Below are 19,475 nucleotides of genomic sequence, written 5' to 3' on the forward strand. Positions count from 1 at the left end.
GATTTATATAACAATCAATGCAAAGAACAATAAAATTCCAACAAATCCAGAAATAACTAAATAATAGACTTTATTTATCCATCCAAAAGCAATCCAGGCCATTCCCTGAATCACAATCAGAAGATTTAACCAAAAACCGCTTCCCAACCATTCATACACAATCAATGTTGAACCGATGAGTGCTGTCATAAAGAACAAGACGATCACAACATGCGTAAATATGGATTGTGCTTTATTAAAATAATACCAATGTAAGCTAAGAATGAAAATAAAGATCAAAAAAATAATACACTGAACAATAATCTGTTCTGAAAATAAAGGTGTGATGACAATAAATGTCGGAAGAAGAAGGAAAAGAAGAAGCAGATCAAGCCCGATGAACACCTGTCTTTTCATGGAAGTCATTGATTGCTTTTCCTCTTCTACCCCTTCCCCATAGGTATATAATGCTAAGAGAAAATTACAATATTTTTCCGGTAGTAGCTGGTTTTTCTTCCAGTTTGAAATTTCATCGATGATTATTTTATTTTTTTCTTTATCCATACCAAGCCTCCGAGACGACTTATTCTAAGAAATCTTTCAATCGTTTACTTCGACTTGGATGTCTTAATTTACGTAATGCTTTCGCTTCAATTTGTCGGATTCGCTCTCTTGTTACACCAAATACTTTCCCGACCTCTTCTAACGTCCGCGTACGGCCATCGTCCAATCCGAAACGAAGTCGCAATACATTTTCTTCTCGGTCCGTCAGCGTATCAAGAACGTCTTCCAGCTGCTCTTTGAGAAGCTCATAGGCCGCATGATCGGAAGGTGAGGTTGCTTCTTGATCTTCGATGAAGTCACCTAAATGGGAGTCATCTTCTTCACCGATCGGTGTCTCTAAGGAAACAGGTTCTTGGGCGATTTTCAAAATTTCACGTACTTTATCCGGTGTGAATTCCATTTCTTCAGCAATTTCTTCTGGTGTTGGTTCACGACCTAAATCTTGAAGCAACTGTCTTTGTACTCGAATTAGCTTATTGATTGTTTCGACCATATGAACAGGAATCCGAATCGTTCTTGCTTGGTCAGCGATGGCACGAGTGATCGCTTGGCGAATCCACCATGTTGCATACGTACTGAACTTAAATCCTTTGCGATAGTCAAATTTCTCAACCGCTTTGATTAAGCCCATGTTACCTTCTTGTATTAAATCCAAGAACAACATTCCCCGACCAACATAACGTTTTGCGATACTGACGACTAAGCGGAGGTTGGCTTCAGCCAGACGTCTTTTCGCTTCCTCATCGCCTTGTTCAATCCGTTCCGCTAAACTAATCTCATCGTCCGCAGTCAACAGGTCAACCCGTCCAATTTCCTTTAAATACATACGGACAGGGTCATTGATTTTCACTCCTGGAGGCACACTCAAATCGTTTAAATCAAATTCTTCTTCCTTAGAAATCTTCTGCATACTCGGATCGTCTTCACTTTCACCGATGAGGTCGATTCCTTGCTCCGCTAATGTTTCATAAAACTCATCCATTTGTTCGGAATCCAATTCAAAGTGACCTAATTTATCTGCAATCTCTTCGTATACAAGAACTCCACGTTTCTTTCCGATTTCCAGCAGTTGGTCCTTGGATTGTTCTACTGTCAATTCTTGATCTATTGGCTTTTCAGCCATGAAAACCCCTCCTTCCAAACTGACTACGTGAGCTTGGATATATTACTTTTCTTCCTCAATTCGAGCATTTTCATACCTATTCGGGCTGCTGACTTTGGATCATTCTCTCTTTCTGCTTGTTTCAACATGGATTCCAATGCTCGAATTTCTTGATCTATATCACTTTCTTTTTCAATTGCAAGAAAGTAATCTTCCAGTTCGTTCTGTTCCAAATCTTCATTAATTTCCTTCAGTGAAATTTCAATAGCTAATTGCTTGTATTGCTCTTCAGGTAACCGTTCAACAAATTGGCTGACATTCGGTTCGTTGCCTTCCTCATAATAAGCATAGAGATAGGTGACTAATACCTGATGCTCTTGGATATTGAACGCTGAACCTAATCGCTGTTGAACTGTTTCTGCAAACGCTGCATCCCTTAACATGTGAGCAATTAAGTTTCTTTCTGCTGTATGATGTGCTGCATATAGCTTCTCGCTTTTCCTTGTTCTTCCCGTTTGAACGTTTTTACCACCATGTTTATCATTAACCTTCATGGTTTTCTTTATTCTGGAAGTTCGCTTCTCAATCTCCTCGATCAGTGTTTCACGATTCAAATGAAATGCATCTTCAAGATCTTTTAAATGAAAATCACGTTCAACTGGATACTCACTTGTTGCGATTATGTCCAAAGCTTTTTCAATATATGCAATACGATCATGGTCAAGATTTAAGTTATAATCTTTTTTATAGTAATCCAATGCAAAGGCAATAAATGTTTGAGCTGGTTGAAGAACTTTCTGTTTAAAATATTCTCCTCCATATCGGTCAATATATTCGTCAGGATCAAGCCGATCTGGAATATAGGCAACTCGAACTTCTACACCTGCCTTACGTAAGATGTTCGCAGACTTGAAACTCGCATTCCGGCCTGCATCATCTCCGTCGAAACAGATCACTGCCTGTTTTACATATCTTTTTAAAGTTTTCGCATGAGACTCAGACAGACTCGTTCCCAAAGTGGCGACCGCATTATAAACGCCTGCTTGGTATGCTTTGATGACATCCATATATCCTTCAAAAAGAATAACTTCCTTTTCTTTTTGAAAATGTTTTCTTGCTAGATGAAAATTGTATAAAACCCTTCCTTTATGGAAAAGCTTGGATTCAGGACTATTTAAATATTTCGGCTCTTGATGCTCTTTAAATGCTCGTCCTCCAAACGCAATAATTTTCCCTTGATGATTTTTAATCGGGAAAATGACGCGATCTTGAAAACGATCATAATAACTCCCTTGATTGTTTGACTGAATCAGTCCATATTCAGCCAACTGTTCAAGTTTATATCCTTTTCCTTTTAGAAAAGCGGCTAAGAACTCATTACGGTCTGGAGAGAATCCTAATTGAAACTCTTCGATAGTCTCAGGCTCAAACCCTCTTTTTTTCAAATAATTTAAGCCTGCTTTTCCGTCAGAAGTGTGTTTGAGCACATGATGAAACAATTTGGCTGACCAATCATATGCTTGTAAAACACCTTCTTGCTCTTCAGAGTAATATGATTCTTGTGGTTGGATAAACCACTCACCTGAGATTTCTTCACCGCTTTTGCGAGCTAAAAGTTGGATAGCTTCTGTGAAATGAATGGACTCAATCTCCATTAAAAAACGGAGTGCATTGCCTCCTTTTCCACAACCAAAACAGTGAAAAATCTGTTTCTCTTGTGAAACAGAAAATGACGGCGTATTTTCTCCATGAAATGGACATAGACCAAAAAAGTTTCTACCTTTCTTAGTCAATTGAATATATTCACTAATTACGTCGACGATATCACTCGTTGATAAAAGTCGATCGATCACTTCTTCAGGCACCTTGTTCATTTTTATCACCATATTTATATATCATTCGATAAAAATACCATAAACCCTTCATCAATCGACATTTTTTGTGAAAACTTCGTGAACACCACAGCAAAAGAACTAATTGTTTTTCTTTTACCCTTCTAAAAGCAATCGAAAACGTGTCGACTCTTGAGTTTAAAGGGATTTTGTAGCATTTTTATGTACGTTGAGTTCATTCAAAAACTTAGCCTTTAGAGTGATATGATATTTCTCACAAATATTGATTATAAAACAAAGTTGTCGAGAATGCTAACTTTTTGCTGATAATTTCTTAGATTTTACGATTTGTTTTAAAACAGGAGATCATTCAAAGTGACAAATATGAAAAGGGAACAAAAATATAGAGGCGGGAATTTATCGATTTCACTTGATTCCCAACCTCTCAGATTGACGCATATACTTATGTGAACCGTTACTTGATTCACGATTAACAATATAAATATATTAAATTTTATTGTTGTTTTTATAATATATTTCTAAAATGATGTTTGCTGTTTCTTCGACAGCCTTGTTGGAAACATCAACCGTCTCACAACCGATTTTCCCGACAACTTGATCAAACAATGAGTTTTCTTTTTGGATTCGTTCTAACTTTGCGTAGTTGGCTGTGTCATCAAGACCCAGTGACTTTAGCCGCTCTTTACGAATATCATTCAATTTTTGACTATCAATCCGTAAGCCAATACATTTGTTTGGATTCACTTTGTATAATTCATCTGGTGGGTCTACCTCAGGAACTATTGGTACATTGGCAACCTTTATTCGTTTATGAGCCAAAAATTGAGATAAAGGCGTTTTGGATGTTCTTGACAATCCGATTAATACAAGGTCTGCTTTTAGAATGCCCTTTGCGTCTCGTCCATCGTCATATTTAACTGCAAATTCGACTGCTTCAATCCGTTTGTAATAATCTTCGTCAAGTTTATGTACTAAACCTGGTTCAAGTTTTGGTTCTATTCCTAAATAATCTTCAAGACGATCCAGTAATGGTCCTAATAAATCAACTGCTATCACATTATTTTTTTTAGCCATATCCATTAATTGATATCGAAGTTCTGGTTTCACGAGTGTGAATGCAATCATCCCATTATTTTCTTTTGCCAATGTGATTGCTTCACGTAGCGTTCCTTCATCATCTACATAGGGAATCCGCTGAATTTTATCTTCGTGACCGTTAAACTGACTTAACGCTGCTTTCGCTAACAGTTCAGCCGTTTCACCCACTGAGTCTGATAATACATAAAATTTAAACGGGTTCATAGGTTCCCTCCTCTTTTAATCTTCTTTTACCAATTCGACGAAAGCACGGGTGATATTTGTCTTTGTCACTCGGCCGATGACTTCCAATCCGTCATTTTTTTCATTAATAACGGGTAGGGCATCTATTTGATTTTCGATTAACTTATTTGCTACGTCAATCAGCAGTTCATCTTTTTTACAAACTTTGATCATCGGCATTCTTGTCATAATAATATGTACAGGAACCTCCTGTAAACTCTGTTGGCCAAGACTGGCACGAAGTAAGTCTTTTCTAGATAAAACACCTTGTAAGCGTGAGGCTTCATCCACGACAAAAAGAGTTCCGACATCCTCTAAAAACATCGTTGTAATCGCATCATATACACTAACATGTTCATTGACTACAACTGGAACCGAAAAGTGCTCACTGACTTTCATTTTTTTGATATTATGCGTCAGTAATTCGTTTCTAGTTTTACCTGTATAAAAATAACCGACACGTGGTCTTGCGTCTAGAAATCCAGCCATTGTCAGGATGGCTAAATCAGGTCGCAAGGTAGCTCGCGTCAATTTTAGTCGATCAGCAATATGTTCACCAGTAATCGGTCCGTTCTCTTTGACGATTGAAACAATCTCTTCTTGACGGGCGGAAAGTTCCATTTCATTCACCACCTTACCTTCGATTACGTTATACTTTTTGCTATTCATTATATCCGATTCGTGCTAAAAATAAAATAAAGGATGACTCATTGTACGAAATTTGTCACCCTTTTACTCTTCTAATAAATGAATTTGATCTAAAAATCGTTTGCTTTTGATGAACATTCCACCGTAACGATCATAATAGTCATCCAGTAATTTTCTTAGCCATTGAATGGTTTCTTTTCTCAGCTGAATATTCCGTATTCGCTTTATACTTGTTTCACTCATTGTTTGCAGCAGTTTATGAATTGAACTCGGTAACGATACAGCGTCAGACGCTTTATACTTGCATTGCTGGCAGAGTACACCACCTTCAGTTATGGAGAAAGCAACAATTGGTTCATCAATATGACCATTTACGCATTCTTTTAAAACTGGAGCAAAACCACCGATCTGGTATAACTTCAATTCAAGCATCATCGCAATGATTGCTGGCGGATTCTCGTCTTCTGCCATCTTTTCTAAACTGGCTAACAGTTCTAGAAATAATAATTCATATTTCTCTCGTTCGTTCATCATTTTCGATACCAGCTCAGCTATGTATGTCGCATATCCGGTTTTTACGATGTCTTCCCGGATTTCCCTCATACTATCCAATACCTCGGCTTGTTGAATCGTACCCAACCCAGTCGAAATGCGCATGACAAATATTCCATAGATAAATGGCTGCGTAACCGCAGCCATTCGACTTTTTGATTTTTTGGCACCCCTGGCAACACCGCTGATCAGTCCATACTCGCGTGTAAACAGGGTGACTATTTTATTCGTTTCGCCATAATCCTTTGTTCTTAAGACAATGCCTTCAACTTTTTCAAACATCTAGCATCCCTTACTTTCTCAATGTACCCCTTATTTCGTTTCTACCTGTGAAACAGATGACAATTCTTCCGTGTCCTCATCTGCTTTTTCTTCACTCAACTCTTCAACTTGTTTCATCAACAAGTAAGCTTCAAGGTTTCCTGTCTTCTCAAATAATTTCCATGGCAATTCACTCATCATGTCCTCCACCTTTCAGTAATTTGAACTGAAAAAATGACTCATTTGTTATTTTCTCCGGTTTTGGTTTGTTCATAAGTTTTAATAATTACCATTTCAGCGATTGTTTAGTACTCTTCCTCACGATATCCGTATTCCCGTAGTTGTGAGGCACGGTTGCGCCAATCTTTTTGAACTTTTACCCAAAGTTCCATAAATACTTTTGAACCAAGCAAGTTTTCAATATCTTTTCTAGCCTCGGTTCCAATTTGTTTCAACATATTCCCTTGTTTTCCGATAATAATCCCTTTTTGTGATTTTCTTTCGACAATGACAGTTGCTTGTACATCGATAATGTCCTTGTTTTCCTGCTTTTTAATCGATTCGATGATCACAGCGACTGAATGAGGTATCTCTTCCCTCGTATGATGAAGTACTTTCTCTCTGATCAATTCACTAATGATAAAACGCTCTGGATGATCTGTTACATGATCTTCTGGATAATATTGTGGGCCTTCAGGCAATTGATCAACCAATACCTCCAGTAATCTGTCAACATTATTTCCTTGCAGTGCGGAAATTGGCACAACTTCGGCAAACGGAAGTTTTTCGCGGTATTGATCAATCAAAGGCAGTAGTTCATCTGGATGGACTTCATCAATTTTGTTGATAACGAGTAATACAGGTTGCGAAATACCTTTTAACTTTTCAATGATAAATTCGTCGCCTTTTCCATAGCCTTCCTTTGCGTTAACCATGAACATGATTGCATCTACTTCATTTAGTGTGTCAATCGATGACTTTACCATGAAGTCACCGAGTCGGTGTTTCGGTTTATGAATTCCGGGTGTATCAATAAAAATCAATTGATACGTATCTGTTGTTAAGACACCTTGAATTTTGTTGCGCGTTGTTTGTGGTTTGTCACTCATGATCGCAACCTTTTGACCAATCACATAATTCATGAATGTTGATTTCCCAACATTAGGGCGACCGATGATTGCTATAAAACCTGAGTGATAGTTTTCTGATGATTGCATATTTATTACACCTACTTGTATTCTGTTAGTGGTATTTTACTACATTTGAACTGAAATTTCACAACATCGACAAAGGTAGTAGAAAATAGACAAAGACAATGTTGATTTTATTTCATTTTACCCAAAATGCGATCGAGTAAATCTTTTTAATGAATTCGTTTTTGTATGCCGCGTACTTATTGAAAATAGTATCATTAGATGGATAATAAGCAACTTGCGAGCACTAATCCCTTAAACGCTAAAACATTTTTGTGATAATGAATTTTTTTCTATAAGTTAATTAATTGGTATGATCAAAATACGAAACCCCAGCTTTGAACTTTTTAACATTCGTTCACTAACTGGGGGCTGTCTGGATTATGGCTCTAATGCCTTTTTTAAAATGGCTTTGTTAAAGTCCGTTGTTGATATTGTGATCCGCTATCGGTGGACGCTTTCCGCGGGCACGGCTCGAGCCTCCTCGGAAGAAAGGCACTTCCTGCGGGGTCTCGAGACTCGTGCTATTCCCGCAGGAGTCGCCACCTTCGCTTCTCACAATTCAACAACTCAGTGTACATCATTCGAAAATCAACACTAAACCTTAACAGAGCCTTTAAAATAAAGCATTCATAAATTCAATTACTTTCGGGAAAAAGATAATTATTCCGACCATCGCAGCAAAAATGGCGGCTACCAAGACAGCTGCCGCACTTATATCTTTAATATTTTTGGCTGATTCGTGTTCTTCTTTAAACAATACATCTGTAAGTAGCTCAACCACCGTATTCATTAACTCAAATGCTAAAACAAAGCCGATGGCCAATATAACAAAGAGCCATTCAAAAACAGAGATGCGAAAAAGGAAACCTGAAAATATGACCACAAACATGATGATGACATGTATACGCATATTAAATTCTGTTTTCAATGAGGTAATGACGCCTGTGACGGCATAACCCAACCCAATTCGATCTCTATTTTTTTTATTTTTCATGGCGAGTTAACCCAAAATCATCAAGTAGATGATCTTGTCGTTCCATCATTTCTTTTTCTTCTTCTGTCGTCATATGATCATAACCCAATAAATGCAAGAAACCATGAACAGCAAGAAAGCCTAATTCCCGATTGAATGAATGACCATATTCATTTGCTTGTTCATTGACCTTTTCAATGGAAATGATGATATCACCAAGATGCCGAGGTAAATTATCTCCCCGGATCTCAATTTCTTCCTCCCCGTGTTCCTCGAGGGCAAACGAAATCACATCGGTTGGCTGATCTTTGTCACGGTATTGCTTATTAATTTCTTGAATCGTTTCATTATCGACAATGGTTATCGATAATTCGGCGTCATTCTCAATCTCTTCTTTTTCTCGTGCGTAATCAAGTAGCTTTTCCAGTAATTCTAGTTGATTTTGTTCGAGTTGGTTTGTTTCATCGTTAATATCAATAATCATGAGTGAGCCTCCTTTACCTTAGCTTCTTGAATGGAATCCGATGGATAGTCAATCCGCTCGTGAAAAACACCGTTTAACACGCTGTGAATAGAGTTTTCAATTATTTTTAAATCGCTCAAAGCTAATTGACTGTCATTTAACTGCTCGTCCATTAATCGGTTATTCATGATCGAGCTGACGAGCTTTCTGATCTCTTCCTTCGTTGGATTTTTCTTCGATCGGACCGCTGCTTCAACAGAATCACATATATTGATGACAGCAGCTTCCTTTGTTTGTGGAATTGGACCTTTGTAACGAAAGGCCGATTCTTCTACATCATCATTCGTTTGCTTTTTTGCTTTATGGTAAAAGTAACTTAGTAATGTAGTACCGTGGTGTTGTTCGGTAATTTCAATTATTTCTTCCGGCAATTTATACTGTCTCAATATTTCAGCACCTTCATAAGGATGGGCCAAAATGATTTTGGCACTTTCTTCTGGTGATAGTTCATCATGTGGGTTATCTATATTTTGCTGGTTTTCGATAAAATAATGTGGCCGAAGTGCCTTCCCCACATCATGGTAATACGCAGCTACTCTCGCTAATAATCCGTTAGCTCCTATGGCTTCACATGCCGATTCGCTTAGATTGGCAACCATGACACTATGGTGATAGGTGCCAGGCGCTTCAATCAGAATTTTTTTCAATAAAGGATGGTTAGGATTGGATAACTTCAAAAGCTTAGACTCCGTCAATAGGTTCAGCCCTGCTTCAAACAACGGGAGCAGCCCGAGTGCCAAGACAACGGAGACTAACACGGAAAGACCAGCGAACAATAAAGACAGAAATAAATTCAGTGTGAAGATTTCTGTTTCTATAGGAATGACAAATGTAATAACGAGCAACCAATGGACAAACAGTAGGAACGCTGAGTTTTTAATTAACGATACACGTTCGATTAATGATCCTAGAAAGTAAATCGCAACCATTTGTGAAATTTGATAATAAAGGAAAGAGATTATGAAAGCATCTGTGAAATGCGCGTGAAAAATACTTGCCGTAATTAAAGACATCCAAACTGTCGATATAATGGCAATCCGCTCACCAACTAATCGATTCATTAAAATGGCGTAAGCAGCTACAGGTGCAATATAAAACAACATCGAATGATCAGGACCAAATACGTTAGTGATCAATAATAAGAAGTACATGCCAAGATTCAACAAGACGAAAGATATAGCCGTATTCTTTGACCAATTGTTATTCGTCGTTCGTAATTCCATATACATCAGCATAAACATACAGACAGAAATAACACTCATTACAGTAAACAAGTGAAGTGATTTGTCACCTTGCAAGTATTGAATCATCAAAATAATAACAAAAACGGCAGGCAAACTGATACTACAGATGACTGCCGAAAAACGAGATGATTGATTTCTTGTATGATTAAAAAGCGTTTTATTCTCGTATTGATCCATTGAAATCCCCAACTTCATTTCTTTTTATTTATTCATCTTCATAAGCTTCGATTATTCGTTGTACGAGTGGGTGTCGAACGACATCGGAGCCTTTCAGATAATTGAATGAGATTCCTTTAATGTTTTTGAGTTTTTGTTCAGTTACTTTCAATCCTGAAATGACACCTTTTGGCAGGTCAATTTGTGAAACATCACCCGTAATCACCATTTTTGAACCGAATCCTAAACGAGTCAAGAACATTTTCATTTGTTCTGGCGTCGTATTTTGAGCCTCATCCAATATGACAAAAGCATCATCCAATGTACGGCCTCTCATGTAGGCCAAAGGAGCGATTTCAATCGTACCTCTTTCCATCAATCTGTCCGTATGCTCTACACCAAATATATCGTGCAAGGCATCGTATAGCGGACGTAGATATGGATCTACTTTTTCTTTTAAGTCACCAGGTAAGAAACCAAGGCTTTCTCCCGCTTCAACGGCTGGACGTGTCAATACCATGCGTTTAACATCGCCATTTCGCAATGCTTTGGCGGCCAATACAACAGCCAAATAGGTCTTTCCTGTTCCGGCCGGCCCTATACCAAAAACAAGGTCGTTCGCTTTAATGGATTGAACATAATCTCTTTGTCCCAATGTCTTAACGCGAATCGGTTTTCCTTGTTGATTTTTCGTGATTTCATCTTCAAAGAGCGTTTCGAATTGCTCGATTTTTCCTTGTTTTGCTAATTCAATCCCATAAATGATATCACGCTCAGTCACATTGATGCCTTTTTTGATAATTTTCATAACAGCCAATAATAGGCTTTTTACTACATTAACATCATCAGAATTCCCAGAGATTTGGATTTGTCCGCCTCTTGTTATAATAGTGACCGGTAAATATTCTTCAATTTGTTTTATATTTCGATCATTGGTTCCGAATAAACTCAATGTATTTTGATGCTCTTCCGTGTGTAAGTCAATCGTTTCCTTACTCTCTTGCATACATCAGTCTCCTTGATCAATGATTTGTTGAGTGGAAATATCCTCGATTACTTTGACAAACATTTCTAGTTTAACTTTATCACTGTCTCGATCTTCGTGCAAAACTTTTTGGTATTCAAGTTTTACTTGTTGGCCAAGTTCCCGTTTTAATCGCTCTTCAATTAAACTTGGCAAGCGTTCTTCAATATCATATTCTAATTCACTGGATTGTTCATCATAATAGTAACGCTTTGTCAGGCTGATTGGCAAAGGCCACTTAAAGAAATAAAACGGTGTCTTTTCTTCATGAACCAACCTTAACTCATTTTCTTCTTTCCCAATTTGCCGATCTCCTATACGCAAATGATAAGAAGTAACTGGGTCTGGTAGTAGTTTTAATTGCTCTTGTCTTAGGTTGATCGTTAATTGAAGATGATACCATACTTCAGCCCATATCTCACCTTTTGATGTTGTTTGGTTCTCTCCTTCTTCATCCAAAAGACCTGATACGAGAACATCTCCTTTTTTCACAACATCATTCACTTCCACCAAAGGCCTTCCATCTGTCACAAACATGGAATGAACCGTACCCGATTTTTCAGCGACCAAATGGCTCGGTCTCTCATTTTGTTCCTCTAATTCTTTTTCACTTTCTTCAATCTCTATGTAATAACTCGTTCCTTGTCTTTGAATGCCGACATACGAGATTTCTTCAATCTTATTCATAATTTCTCTTTCAATTGTTGAGATGTTTTCTGTTTGTTGAATCCAATTCCCCTCCACCAAACCAAGCTCTTGGGTCAAAGCTTGTACTTCATAGCGAGATTCATCTGTCCCGCCTTTTATCGTCACATTCCAAATCAAATTTGATAAACAAAATATAATGACTACACCGATCAGCATACCGATCATCGCCGGAATCCACTTTTTTCGTTGTTGGTAAATTCGTGGAAACCCACTTTTTCTATTGAACCGAATTTTACATTGATACGATTTTCTAAAACGCTTAAGAAGCGCTATATCCTTGTATGCAATCTGAAAAGATGCTTTTTCAGAAGACTTTCTACGCAAAGAAGAGATATGGACATTCTCTTGAAGCAATCGATTCATGAATGATTCGATCTGTTTCCCTTCAACGTCTACAATTACTGTTCCTTTGATTTTACGACCGTATTTATTAATGGTTCAACTCTCCTTTCCTGTAGATTTTTGTGTCACGGACAAAATCGTACCTTCAATGACGATTTCGTTTTTCATCAAACTTTTAATGACTAAGTTTTTACCCTCAACAACTATTTGACCCCCGTTTTGTTCAACAATAATTTGTTGATCCTGAAACTGCTTTAAACCTTTATGATTCTCTATATATAAATGAACATGGCCGATTAATGTCATTCGTGGATAATCGTAGATGACATCATTGGGGAGCTGAGCTTTTTGTGTTAACCATCGATTTATTCGCTTTAATTTTTTCATCCCACTTTCCCCCTATCATCTCCAATGTATGAATGAAATGAATGAACTATCACTTGCGATTAAAAAAACCCACCTATTCCTTATTGAATAGGTGGGTCGCAAGAGTTATGCTTGCCGGTTTCGCCGAGCTGATTTTGGTCGATCGAGTACTTCACTCATAATTAAACTTTCAACCAATCGTTTTCTGTTCAAATTCTCTTTTACTGAAATTCGTTTAGAGGTTCCATGATCTTTCGGGACAATTGAACCCGCTTTAATTTCATCACTTGCCTCCATACGTTCAGCTGTATCCTCTAGTGATTCTTCTCTTCTTCTCTGTGAATCTTCTAACGCTTGATACCATTCATTCGACGAATCGGATTGGACATCTTCGATAGTCGTTTCCACTTCTTGCTTAAATGTTTCAAACCGTTCTCGTACAGTTTGTTTTTCGCTTGCTTCCGGCTTTGGATTGGGATCTTTCCATGTTGGTCGTTCATCGCGACTTTCTTTTTCATCTTCGTTTTTGAAAAATCCAAACAATCCAGCCAGTAAGGCCATAATAATGAAGATATTACTGAAAATCGCGTCTAAAATTCCTTCCAAAAGGATTCACACTCCTTTGGCGAGCAGATTATTATTTCGAATCATTGTCGTGATCGTTATCTTCTTTACTGATCTTGCTAATCATATCTCGCATATCTGTATCAGCCATCACGTTTTTATAGTTGACGTAATCCATGACACCCATATTACCGCTACGAAGTGCTTCAGAAAGTGCTTTTGGAACAAGTGCTTCCGCTTCAACCACTTGTGCTTGCATTTCTTGAACTTTGGCAATGTTCTCTTGTTCTTGAGCAACTGCCATTGCACGACGTTCTTCTGCTTTCGCTTGAGCAATGTTTTTGTCTGCTTCAGCCTGGTCCGTCTGTAACATTGCACCGATGTTTTTGCCAATATCAACATCTGCAATATCGATGGATAAAATTTCGAAAGCTGTTCCAGCGTCCAAACCTTTGCCTAAAACATTTTTGGAAATTCGATCTGGATTTTCCAATACCTTTCCGTGGCTCTCTGAAGAACCGATTGTACTAACGACACCTTCACCGACACGTGCGATAACCGTATCTTCTCCGGCACCACCGACTAAGCGGTCAATATTCGCACGAACAGTTATACGTGCTTTCGCTTTTACTTCAATACCATCCATAGCAACACCAGCGATAAATGGTGTTTCGATCACTTTCGGGTTAACACTCATCTGAACTGCTTCTAACACGTCACGGCCTGCCAAATCAATCGCAGCACAACGTTCAAAGCTCAATTCAATGTTCGCACGCTGAGCAGCAATTAACGCATTAACGACGCGGTCAACGTTACCACCAGCTAAATAGTGACTCTCCAGCTGGTTGGTATTTACATCAAGTCCTGCTTTGTGTGATTTGATCAATGGATTAATGACCATTTTAGGGACAACTCGACGTAAGCGCATACCAATCAATGTAAAGATACTGATTCTAACACCTGCAGCTAGGGCGCTAATCCAGAGTGTTACTGGAACGAATGTGAATAAAATGACTACGGCAATGATAATCAGTGCCACAAGCAACAAAGGCCATAATTCTTGAAATTCCATAATGTACTTCCTCCTAAATAATTAATCTTCTTTTTTTATTTCTCTTACCACTAATCGCGAGCCTTCCACTTTGACCACTTTTATAGTTGAGCCCTGGGCAATAAAGGATCCTTCTGAAACAACATCTAGTCGTTCTTCATCAAATATGGCTGTTCCGGATGGGCGTAGGTAAGTTAGGGCGGTGCCTTCCTTCCCGATTAACTCCATGCGGTTTATGTTGGAAATATAACCCTTTTCTGTGGACGTTTGGTCTTTTAAGACAATATGTCGAAAGATTCCTTTATCCGTATCGATCTTTTTGAAAAGGAAAATTGCCAAGATCATTGCAACCAACAGAGCAATACCTATACTGAATGCCATATGACCCATATCGGCTCCTGAAGTCAGCATGGCTCCAAGAATCGCTCCCCCACCGACAATACCAAGAATACCACTCGGTAAAAATATCTCCAATACAATTAAAACAATACCTGCAATCATGAGAACTAATGACTCATAACCAGCTAATCCCGCTACAAGATGTCCGTAGAAGAAGAGAAATAAAGCCGCAACACCCATTCCGCCAGCAACACCAAATCCTGGTGAATACAGTTCAACAATCAAACCAATGCTCGCAATCGATAACAGGATTGGAACAACAACTGGGTTGGTAATGAACCTCGCTAAATTCTCAGAGAATGTTGGACTTGTTTCTGTGACACTTGGTTTAGAGATTTCCATCTGCTCAAATAACTCTTGACGATCAGATGCAATCCCCTCTGCATACTCTACCTCAAGGGCTTCCTGTGCACGTAATGTCAGAAAATCACCTTCACCCGCACGATATTCAGGCAAATCGATACTCGGGTCTGCCATCGCCTGGGCATACAATGGATCTCTCCCATTTTTCTCGGCTGCAGAAGTCATCGCTGCAATCCATGCAGATTGTGCTTTTTTGTCAGCTGCATTCCCATCACCAGTAATGACTCCAGAGGCTCCCATTGTTGCTCCAGGTTTAAAATAGATTTCATCGGCTTGCAAAGCTATGTATGAACCTGCTGACAAGGCCTCATTAACAATATAAGCTGCGGTTGGTATTTCTGTACTTGATATTAAAGTGGCAATATCTCCAGCTGAGTCTACTCTTCCGCCTGGTGAATTAATTTCAAATACGATTTGATCGGCAAATGCTTCCTCAGCCTCCTTGATACTACGTTCAAGGAAAGCAACCAATCCCCGCTCGACTTCATTTTCAACAGGAATCACATACACGGATGTAGAAGCTTCTGGTTCCTCATTGGCAAAGATTGATGCTTGGTTGATCCATAGGAATGATAAAATGAATATGAATACCGCCAAAAGGTTTTTACGCATTCATTTCACTCCCTTCTTCCAGCCTTTTCAGACGGTTAATTACTATTCTACTATATATACGTCCAAGAACAATCAGAAGTTTCATGATTTACAAAAAATAATACATACCACATACAAAAAGAATTCGAGCTTTTATGTTCCACCATTCTTTTTTGATCGAAAGCCGTATGACTTGAGCTCTAAATAGCTAGTCGAACGATCCTCTTCATTCCAGTTACCAATACAATAAAGTACTTTCAGGCATAATGAAAAACCCAACTTGATGGGTCATGCATTACACAATCCCACCAAATTGGGTTTTTATCTTTTTATTGTAAATGTTTCATTACGAATTGATTGACTTTTGAACCGTCAGCCTTACCTTTAACTTTCGGCATGACTGCACTCATTACTTTCCCCATATCTTTTTTGGAAGTAGCTTGTTGTTCATCAATCGTTTCTTGGATGATTTTTTCTAATTCTTCATCAGATAACTGCTCTGGCATATAAGCTTGAATAATGGCCAACTCGTTTTCAACTTGTTCGGCCAAATCTTCGCGGTTAGCTTTTCGGAATTCATGGAGGGAATCATTTCTTTGCTTTACTTCACGACTTAAAACTTGCAGCTCTTCTTCTTCAGTCAAGTCAGCCTGTTTTTTGATCGCTTCATTTTGCAAAGATGATTTAACCATTCGAATAACAGTTAGTTTTTCTTTTTCTCTGTTTTTCATCGCTGTTTTCATATCAGCGTTTAATTGTTCAAGCATTGACATGAACGCTTACACCCTCTTTTATTTTTTACGCTTCCGTGCAGCCTCTGATTTTTTCTTACGTCTTACACTAGGCTTTTCATAATATTCACGCTTACGATACTCAGACAATGTGCCGTTTTTAGAAACGGATCGTCTAAAGCGTCGAAGAGCATCCTCAATAGTCTCATTCTTTCTAACGCGAGTTGTATTATTAGACATGCTCAACCCTCCCTCCAGCTAAACCAAAAAAGTGAAACAATGCACACAGCTCGTGTACATCTTTGGTTATTATATTAAAAATTCCTTCTCAGGTCAATGAACACTTTTTAAAACAAGTCATGTATTGATCGAACAAGCATAGAATATCACGGGGAGGAACGCTATGTATCTCATGATTTTGATGATCGCTACGTATATTGGAATTTTTTTATTTGGAATATTGCTCATGCGGATCGGTTTCGAAAACCTAAGTATGCAGTCCATAAAATCCATTCGACCGAACCCTTCGATCTTTGCTGGTTTACTAATGGGTTTTTTGCTGACGCTTCTCCTGCAAAGCAGTTCTGTCTCGATTGCTTTATTAATCTCGTTTTACGCAGCCTATCGACTGAGTATTCCCTTTGCAATTTGTTTTATCATCGGAGCAAACATTGGGACAACCTTAACGGCTCAATTATTTGTTTGGAATAATGAACACTTGATGATTGCTAGTTTATTGATCGGTTTCATCTTGTTAATTAGTCAAAAACGTAACTTTTTCTTCATTGGTTCCATTTTATTTGGAATGGGAATTGTGTTTAGCGCTTTGGGTGGACTTGAACAATTATCGGATCAAATTCCAAAGAATTCATACATGGCTATCCAAAATGGACAAATCGATCATCCATTTTTCCTGCTATTATTCGGTGCAGCAGTAACAGCCATTATTCAGTCTTCTACTGCTTTTACAGGAATTCTAATGAGTTTTTCTGGTGGAGGTGGAACCATTCCGTTGTTGGATGTCTATTATTTACTCTTAGGCGCCAATATAGGCACTTGTTTAACCGTCATACTGGTTGGTCTAAGCCACAAACCGAAGCTAAGGATTGTTGCGTATATTCACGTTTGGATCAATGTAATCGGCAGTATTGTTTTTTTCCACCCGGGAATCGGACAAGTCTTCGTTCAGCTTGTCACAACCATTACCAATCATTCCGGTCAACAAATTATTTTATTGGCATTTTTGTATAATCTGGCCCTCGGGTTACTCATTTTCACTTTACACAAACCTTTTGCACGATTTTTAATGAAATTATATTCACATCAAGCGAATTGGTCTACTTCCATTAAGAAAAGACGTATAAAAGATCAAAACAGACTTGGACAATAGAGAACTAGTGACGCAAAAGCCGAACAGTTAGATAATAAGGAAGCCTGTTAAACAGAAAATCCGAGCGATTTATGAACGTCTAAACCGCTCGGATTTTCATTTCTTCTATAATTTTTATTCCAGTCTCTTAAGACGATATAATCCGTTTAATTTGTTCCACCAATTGTTCCATTTCAGCATCTGTGCCGATCGAAATGCGGATATATCCATCAATTTTTGATTCGTTGAAATAACGCACATAAATGCCACGTTCTTTTAAACTTTCGTATAAAAATTTGGCGTTCATATTCGGTTTCACAAATAGAAAATTTGCCGTTGAATCTATCACTTCAAAATTTAATGAGCGAAGAGCTTCAGAAGTCCATTCTCGTGTCTGTTTCACTTGATTTATGGTCGTTGAATAGTAAACTTCATCTTTAAAAGCCGCTTCTGCTCCTGCTAATGAGACACGATTAATCGTATACGAATTGAATGAGTTCTTAATTCTTTCTAATCCTTCGATAAGAACTTCATTACCGATCGCATAGCCTAAACGAATTCCGGCAAGTGCATGTGATTTCGATAGTGTCCGTGTAACGAGTAGATTCGGATATAATTCTGTTAGTTTAACGGCTGTTTCGGCCCCGAACTCTACATAAGCCTCATCAACAATTACAACTTGATTTGTATTCTGTTGAAGGATTCGTTCAATGGCGCCTAAGCGTAGTGCGAGTCCTGTAGGTGCGTTTGGATTCGGGAAGATTACGCCGCCAACCGAATCATATAGGTTTTCAACATCTATTGAAAAGTCAGTATTCAAAGGAACTTTTTGAAAAGGAATATCGTAAAGATTCGCGTAGACCGGGTAAAAACTATACGTTGTTTCTGGAAACTTGATCGGTTTATTCGGTTCGAAAAATGCTTGAAAAGCAAACGCCAAAACTTCATCCGATCCGTTTCCGACAAATACGTTCGATGGTGCCACTTTTTCTCGAGCGGCGATTATATTTTTCAATTCCGTAACGGTAGGACTGGGATAGCGTCTCAAATCACTGTTAATTGCCCGATGCATCGCTTCAAGTGTCATTGGGGAAGGTGGGTACGGATTTTCGTTCGTATTCAATTTAATGACGTCTGTTTCTGCTGGTTGTTCACCGGGTACGTAAGGCTTCGCTTCTTTGGCCTTTTTGCTCCAAAATTGACTCATACTTACTTCTCCTTCATCCGTTCAGTCAAAACTTCTTTCACGCGTTCGATCGGCATATTTTTTTCAGCTAACAATACAAGAATGTGATAAACGAGATCAGCGGTTTCCATGGCTATATTTTCATGATCGTCATTCTTCGCACCGATAATAATTTCACTGGATTCCTCGCCAATTTTTTTCAAAATTTTATCGACGCCTTCGTCAAATAAATAATTTGTGTAAGATCCGTCTTTCGGATTTTCTTTCCGATCTAAAATAGAACGATAGACCTCATGGATTACTTCTCTACGATAATTCAAAGAATCATCACCCAGATCTACACTTCGATAAAAGCAACTGCGCGCTCCCGTATGGCAAGCTACACCAACTTGCTCAACCTGTAAAAGAAT

General features: G+C 38.4%; 22 protein-coding genes. 1 reads left to right on the top strand and 21 read right to left on the bottom strand.

The window, feature by feature from the left end:
- Positions 1-3: 3 nt before the first annotated feature.
- The 19 genes from KQ486_RS01520 to rpsU all read right to left on the bottom strand — a co-directional run bounded on the left by KQ486_RS01520 (position 4) and on the right by rpsU (position 16,750).
- Positions 4-543: a hypothetical protein gene (locus KQ486_RS01520; RefSeq protein WP_216686571.1), complete on the bottom strand. Its 540-nt coding sequence runs from the start codon at positions 541-543 to the stop codon at positions 4-6.
- A gap of 19 nt (positions 544-562) precedes the next feature.
- The gene (rpoD, locus tag KQ486_RS01525; RefSeq protein WP_144160250.1) at positions 563-1,666 is read right to left on the bottom strand and encodes an RNA polymerase sigma factor RpoD; all 1,104 of its coding nucleotides are present in this window, start codon (positions 1,664-1,666) and stop codon (positions 563-565) included.
- 23 nt (positions 1,667-1,689) lie between these two features.
- Positions 1,690-3,519 (bottom strand): DNA primase, encoded by a 1,830-nt coding sequence (gene dnaG, locus KQ486_RS01530; RefSeq protein WP_216686572.1) that lies wholly within the window; start codon positions 3,517-3,519, stop codon positions 1,690-1,692.
- A gap of 465 nt (positions 3,520-3,984) precedes the next feature.
- Complete coding sequence (locus tag KQ486_RS01535; protein WP_216686573.1) at positions 3,985-4,800, bottom strand: pyruvate, water dikinase regulatory protein; 816 nt, start codon at positions 4,798-4,800, stop codon at positions 3,985-3,987.
- Positions 4,801-4,815: 15 nt separating this feature from the next.
- Positions 4,816-5,439, bottom strand: a complete 624-nt coding sequence (gene ccpN, locus KQ486_RS01540) for a transcriptional regulator CcpN (RefSeq protein WP_246569048.1) — start codon at positions 5,437-5,439, stop codon at positions 4,816-4,818.
- 111 nt (positions 5,440-5,550) lie between these two features.
- The gene (gene recO / locus KQ486_RS01545) at positions 5,551-6,300 is read right to left on the bottom strand and encodes a DNA repair protein RecO (RefSeq protein ID WP_216686574.1); all 750 of its coding nucleotides are present in this window, start codon (positions 6,298-6,300) and stop codon (positions 5,551-5,553) included.
- A 30-nt stretch (positions 6,301-6,330) separates the two neighbouring features.
- Positions 6,331-6,477 (bottom strand): YqzL family protein, encoded by a 147-nt coding sequence (locus tag KQ486_RS01550; RefSeq protein ID WP_144160262.1) that lies wholly within the window; start codon positions 6,475-6,477, stop codon positions 6,331-6,333.
- A 107-nt stretch (positions 6,478-6,584) separates the two neighbouring features.
- Complete coding sequence (era, locus tag KQ486_RS01555) at positions 6,585-7,496, bottom strand: GTPase Era (RefSeq protein WP_216686575.1); 912 nt, start codon at positions 7,494-7,496, stop codon at positions 6,585-6,587.
- A 592-nt stretch (positions 7,497-8,088) separates the two neighbouring features.
- Positions 8,089-8,469: a diacylglycerol kinase family protein gene (locus KQ486_RS01560; RefSeq protein WP_144160267.1), complete on the bottom strand. Its 381-nt coding sequence runs from the start codon at positions 8,467-8,469 to the stop codon at positions 8,089-8,091.
- Positions 8,459-8,932, bottom strand: coding sequence for an rRNA maturation RNase YbeY (gene ybeY / locus KQ486_RS01565; protein ID WP_144160270.1), 474 nt, complete (start codon positions 8,930-8,932; stop codon positions 8,459-8,461). Before ybeY ends, KQ486_RS01560 begins: the two co-directional genes overlap by 11 nt.
- Positions 8,929-10,392 carry an HD family phosphohydrolase gene (locus KQ486_RS01570; RefSeq protein ID WP_186278521.1) on the bottom strand — a complete coding sequence of 488 codons (1,464 nt, stop codon included), beginning with the start codon at positions 10,390-10,392 and terminating at the stop codon, positions 8,929-8,931. Before KQ486_RS01570 ends, ybeY begins: the two co-directional genes overlap by 4 nt.
- 28 nt (positions 10,393-10,420) lie before the next feature.
- Positions 10,421-11,377: a PhoH family protein gene (locus KQ486_RS01575; RefSeq protein ID WP_144160275.1), complete on the bottom strand. Its 957-nt coding sequence runs from the start codon at positions 11,375-11,377 to the stop codon at positions 10,421-10,423.
- A gap of 3 nt (positions 11,378-11,380) precedes the next feature.
- Positions 11,381-12,538: a sporulation protein YqfD gene (yqfD, locus tag KQ486_RS01580; protein ID WP_144160278.1), complete on the bottom strand. Its 1,158-nt coding sequence runs from the start codon at positions 12,536-12,538 to the stop codon at positions 11,381-11,383.
- 3 nt (positions 12,539-12,541) lie between these two features.
- The gene (gene yqfC / locus KQ486_RS01585; protein WP_144160281.1) at positions 12,542-12,832 is read right to left on the bottom strand and encodes a sporulation protein YqfC; all 291 of its coding nucleotides are present in this window, start codon (positions 12,830-12,832) and stop codon (positions 12,542-12,544) included.
- 105 nt (positions 12,833-12,937) lie between these two features.
- Positions 12,938-13,417 carry a YqfB family membrane protein gene (locus tag KQ486_RS01590; RefSeq protein WP_144160284.1) on the bottom strand — a complete coding sequence of 160 codons (480 nt, stop codon included), beginning with the start codon at positions 13,415-13,417 and terminating at the stop codon, positions 12,938-12,940.
- Between the two features lie 31 nt (positions 13,418-13,448).
- On the bottom strand, positions 13,449-14,447 hold the full coding sequence (gene floA / locus KQ486_RS01595) for a flotillin-like protein FloA (RefSeq protein WP_144160287.1): 999 nt from the start codon (positions 14,445-14,447) through the stop codon (positions 13,449-13,451).
- Between the two features lie 21 nt (positions 14,448-14,468).
- Positions 14,469-15,800: an NfeD family protein gene (locus KQ486_RS01600; protein WP_144160290.1), complete on the bottom strand. Its 1,332-nt coding sequence runs from the start codon at positions 15,798-15,800 to the stop codon at positions 14,469-14,471.
- Between the two features lie 308 nt (positions 15,801-16,108).
- Positions 16,109-16,552 (bottom strand): GatB/YqeY domain-containing protein, encoded by a 444-nt coding sequence (locus KQ486_RS01605; protein ID WP_144160293.1) that lies wholly within the window; start codon positions 16,550-16,552, stop codon positions 16,109-16,111.
- An 18-nt stretch (positions 16,553-16,570) separates the two neighbouring features.
- Positions 16,571-16,750 carry a 30S ribosomal protein S21 gene (rpsU, locus tag KQ486_RS01610; protein WP_144087509.1) on the bottom strand — a complete coding sequence of 60 codons (180 nt, stop codon included), beginning with the start codon at positions 16,748-16,750 and terminating at the stop codon, positions 16,571-16,573.
- Positions 16,751-16,913: 163 nt separating this feature from the next.
- Here rpsU and KQ486_RS01615 point away from each other — a divergent pair, with 163 nt between their 5' ends.
- Complete coding sequence (locus tag KQ486_RS01615) at positions 16,914-17,900, top strand: Na/Pi symporter (RefSeq protein WP_216686576.1); 987 nt, start codon at positions 16,914-16,916, stop codon at positions 17,898-17,900.
- Positions 17,901-18,027: 127 nt separating this feature from the next.
- Here KQ486_RS01615 and hisC read toward each other — a convergent pair whose 3' ends face one another.
- Both hisC and hisE read right to left on the bottom strand, forming a co-directional pair.
- Entirely contained in the window at positions 18,028-19,086 is a 1,059-nt protein-coding gene (gene hisC / locus KQ486_RS01620) for a histidinol-phosphate transaminase (RefSeq protein ID WP_216686577.1), read from the bottom strand.
- A gap of 2 nt (positions 19,087-19,088) precedes the next feature.
- The coding region (gene hisE, locus KQ486_RS01625) for a phosphoribosyl-ATP diphosphatase (protein WP_246569052.1) at positions 19,089-19,475 on the bottom strand (387 nt) is incomplete at its 5' end.

The sequence above is a fragment of the Allobacillus halotolerans genome (genome assembly GCF_018967645.1).
Taxonomy (GTDB): domain Bacteria; phylum Bacillota; class Bacilli; order Bacillales; family Alkalibacillaceae; genus Allobacillus; species Allobacillus halotolerans.

Excerpts from the sequence above, each read along its gene's own strand:
- KQ486_RS01520 (WP_216686571.1), bottom strand. The coding sequence starts at position 543 with ATGGATAAAGAAAAAAATAAAATAATCATCGATGAAATTTCAAACTGG.
- rpoD (WP_144160250.1), bottom strand. The coding sequence starts at position 1,666 with ATGGCTGAAAAGCCAATAGATCAAGAATTGACAGTAGAACAATCCAAG.
- dnaG (WP_216686572.1), bottom strand. The coding sequence starts at position 3,519 with ATGAACAAGGTGCCTGAAGAAGTGATCGATCGACTTTTATCAACGAGT.
- KQ486_RS01535 (WP_216686573.1), bottom strand. The coding sequence starts at position 4,800 with ATGAACCCGTTTAAATTTTATGTATTATCAGACTCAGTGGGTGAAACG.
- ccpN (WP_246569048.1), bottom strand. The coding sequence starts at position 5,439 with ATGGAACTTTCCGCCCGTCAAGAAGAGATTGTTTCAATCGTCAAAGAG.
- recO (WP_216686574.1), bottom strand. The coding sequence starts at position 6,300 with ATGTTTGAAAAAGTTGAAGGCATTGTCTTAAGAACAAAGGATTATGGC.
- KQ486_RS01550 (WP_144160262.1), bottom strand. The coding sequence starts at position 6,477 with ATGAGTGAATTGCCATGGAAATTATTTGAGAAGACAGGAAACCTTGAA.
- era (WP_216686575.1), bottom strand. The coding sequence starts at position 7,496 with ATGCAATCATCAGAAAACTATCACTCAGGTTTTATAGCAATCATCGGT.
- KQ486_RS01560 (WP_144160267.1), bottom strand. The coding sequence starts at position 8,469 with ATGAAAAATAAAAAAAATAGAGATCGAATTGGGTTGGGTTATGCCGTC.
- ybeY (WP_144160270.1), bottom strand. The coding sequence starts at position 8,932 with ATGATTATTGATATTAACGATGAAACAAACCAACTCGAACAAAATCAA.
- KQ486_RS01570 (WP_186278521.1), bottom strand. The coding sequence starts at position 10,392 with ATGGATCAATACGAGAATAAAACGCTTTTTAATCATACAAGAAATCAA.
- KQ486_RS01575 (WP_144160275.1), bottom strand. The coding sequence starts at position 11,377 with ATGCAAGAGAGTAAGGAAACGATTGACTTACACACGGAAGAGCATCAA.
- yqfC (WP_144160281.1), bottom strand. The coding sequence starts at position 12,832 with ATGAAAAAATTAAAGCGAATAAATCGATGGTTAACACAAAAAGCTCAG.
- floA (WP_144160287.1), bottom strand. The coding sequence starts at position 14,447 with ATGGAATTTCAAGAATTATGGCCTTTGTTGCTTGTGGCACTGATTATC.
- KQ486_RS01600 (WP_144160290.1), bottom strand. The coding sequence starts at position 15,800 with ATGCGTAAAAACCTTTTGGCGGTATTCATATTCATTTTATCATTCCTA.
- KQ486_RS01605 (WP_144160293.1), bottom strand. The coding sequence starts at position 16,552 with ATGTCAATGCTTGAACAATTAAACGCTGATATGAAAACAGCGATGAAA.
- rpsU (WP_144087509.1), bottom strand. The coding sequence starts at position 16,750 with ATGTCTAATAATACAACTCGCGTTAGAAAGAATGAGACTATTGAGGAT.
- KQ486_RS01615 (WP_216686576.1), top strand. The coding sequence starts at position 16,914 with ATGTATCTCATGATTTTGATGATCGCTACGTATATTGGAATTTTTTTA.
- hisC (WP_216686577.1), bottom strand. The coding sequence starts at position 19,086 with ATGAGTCAATTTTGGAGCAAAAAGGCCAAAGAAGCGAAGCCTTACGTA.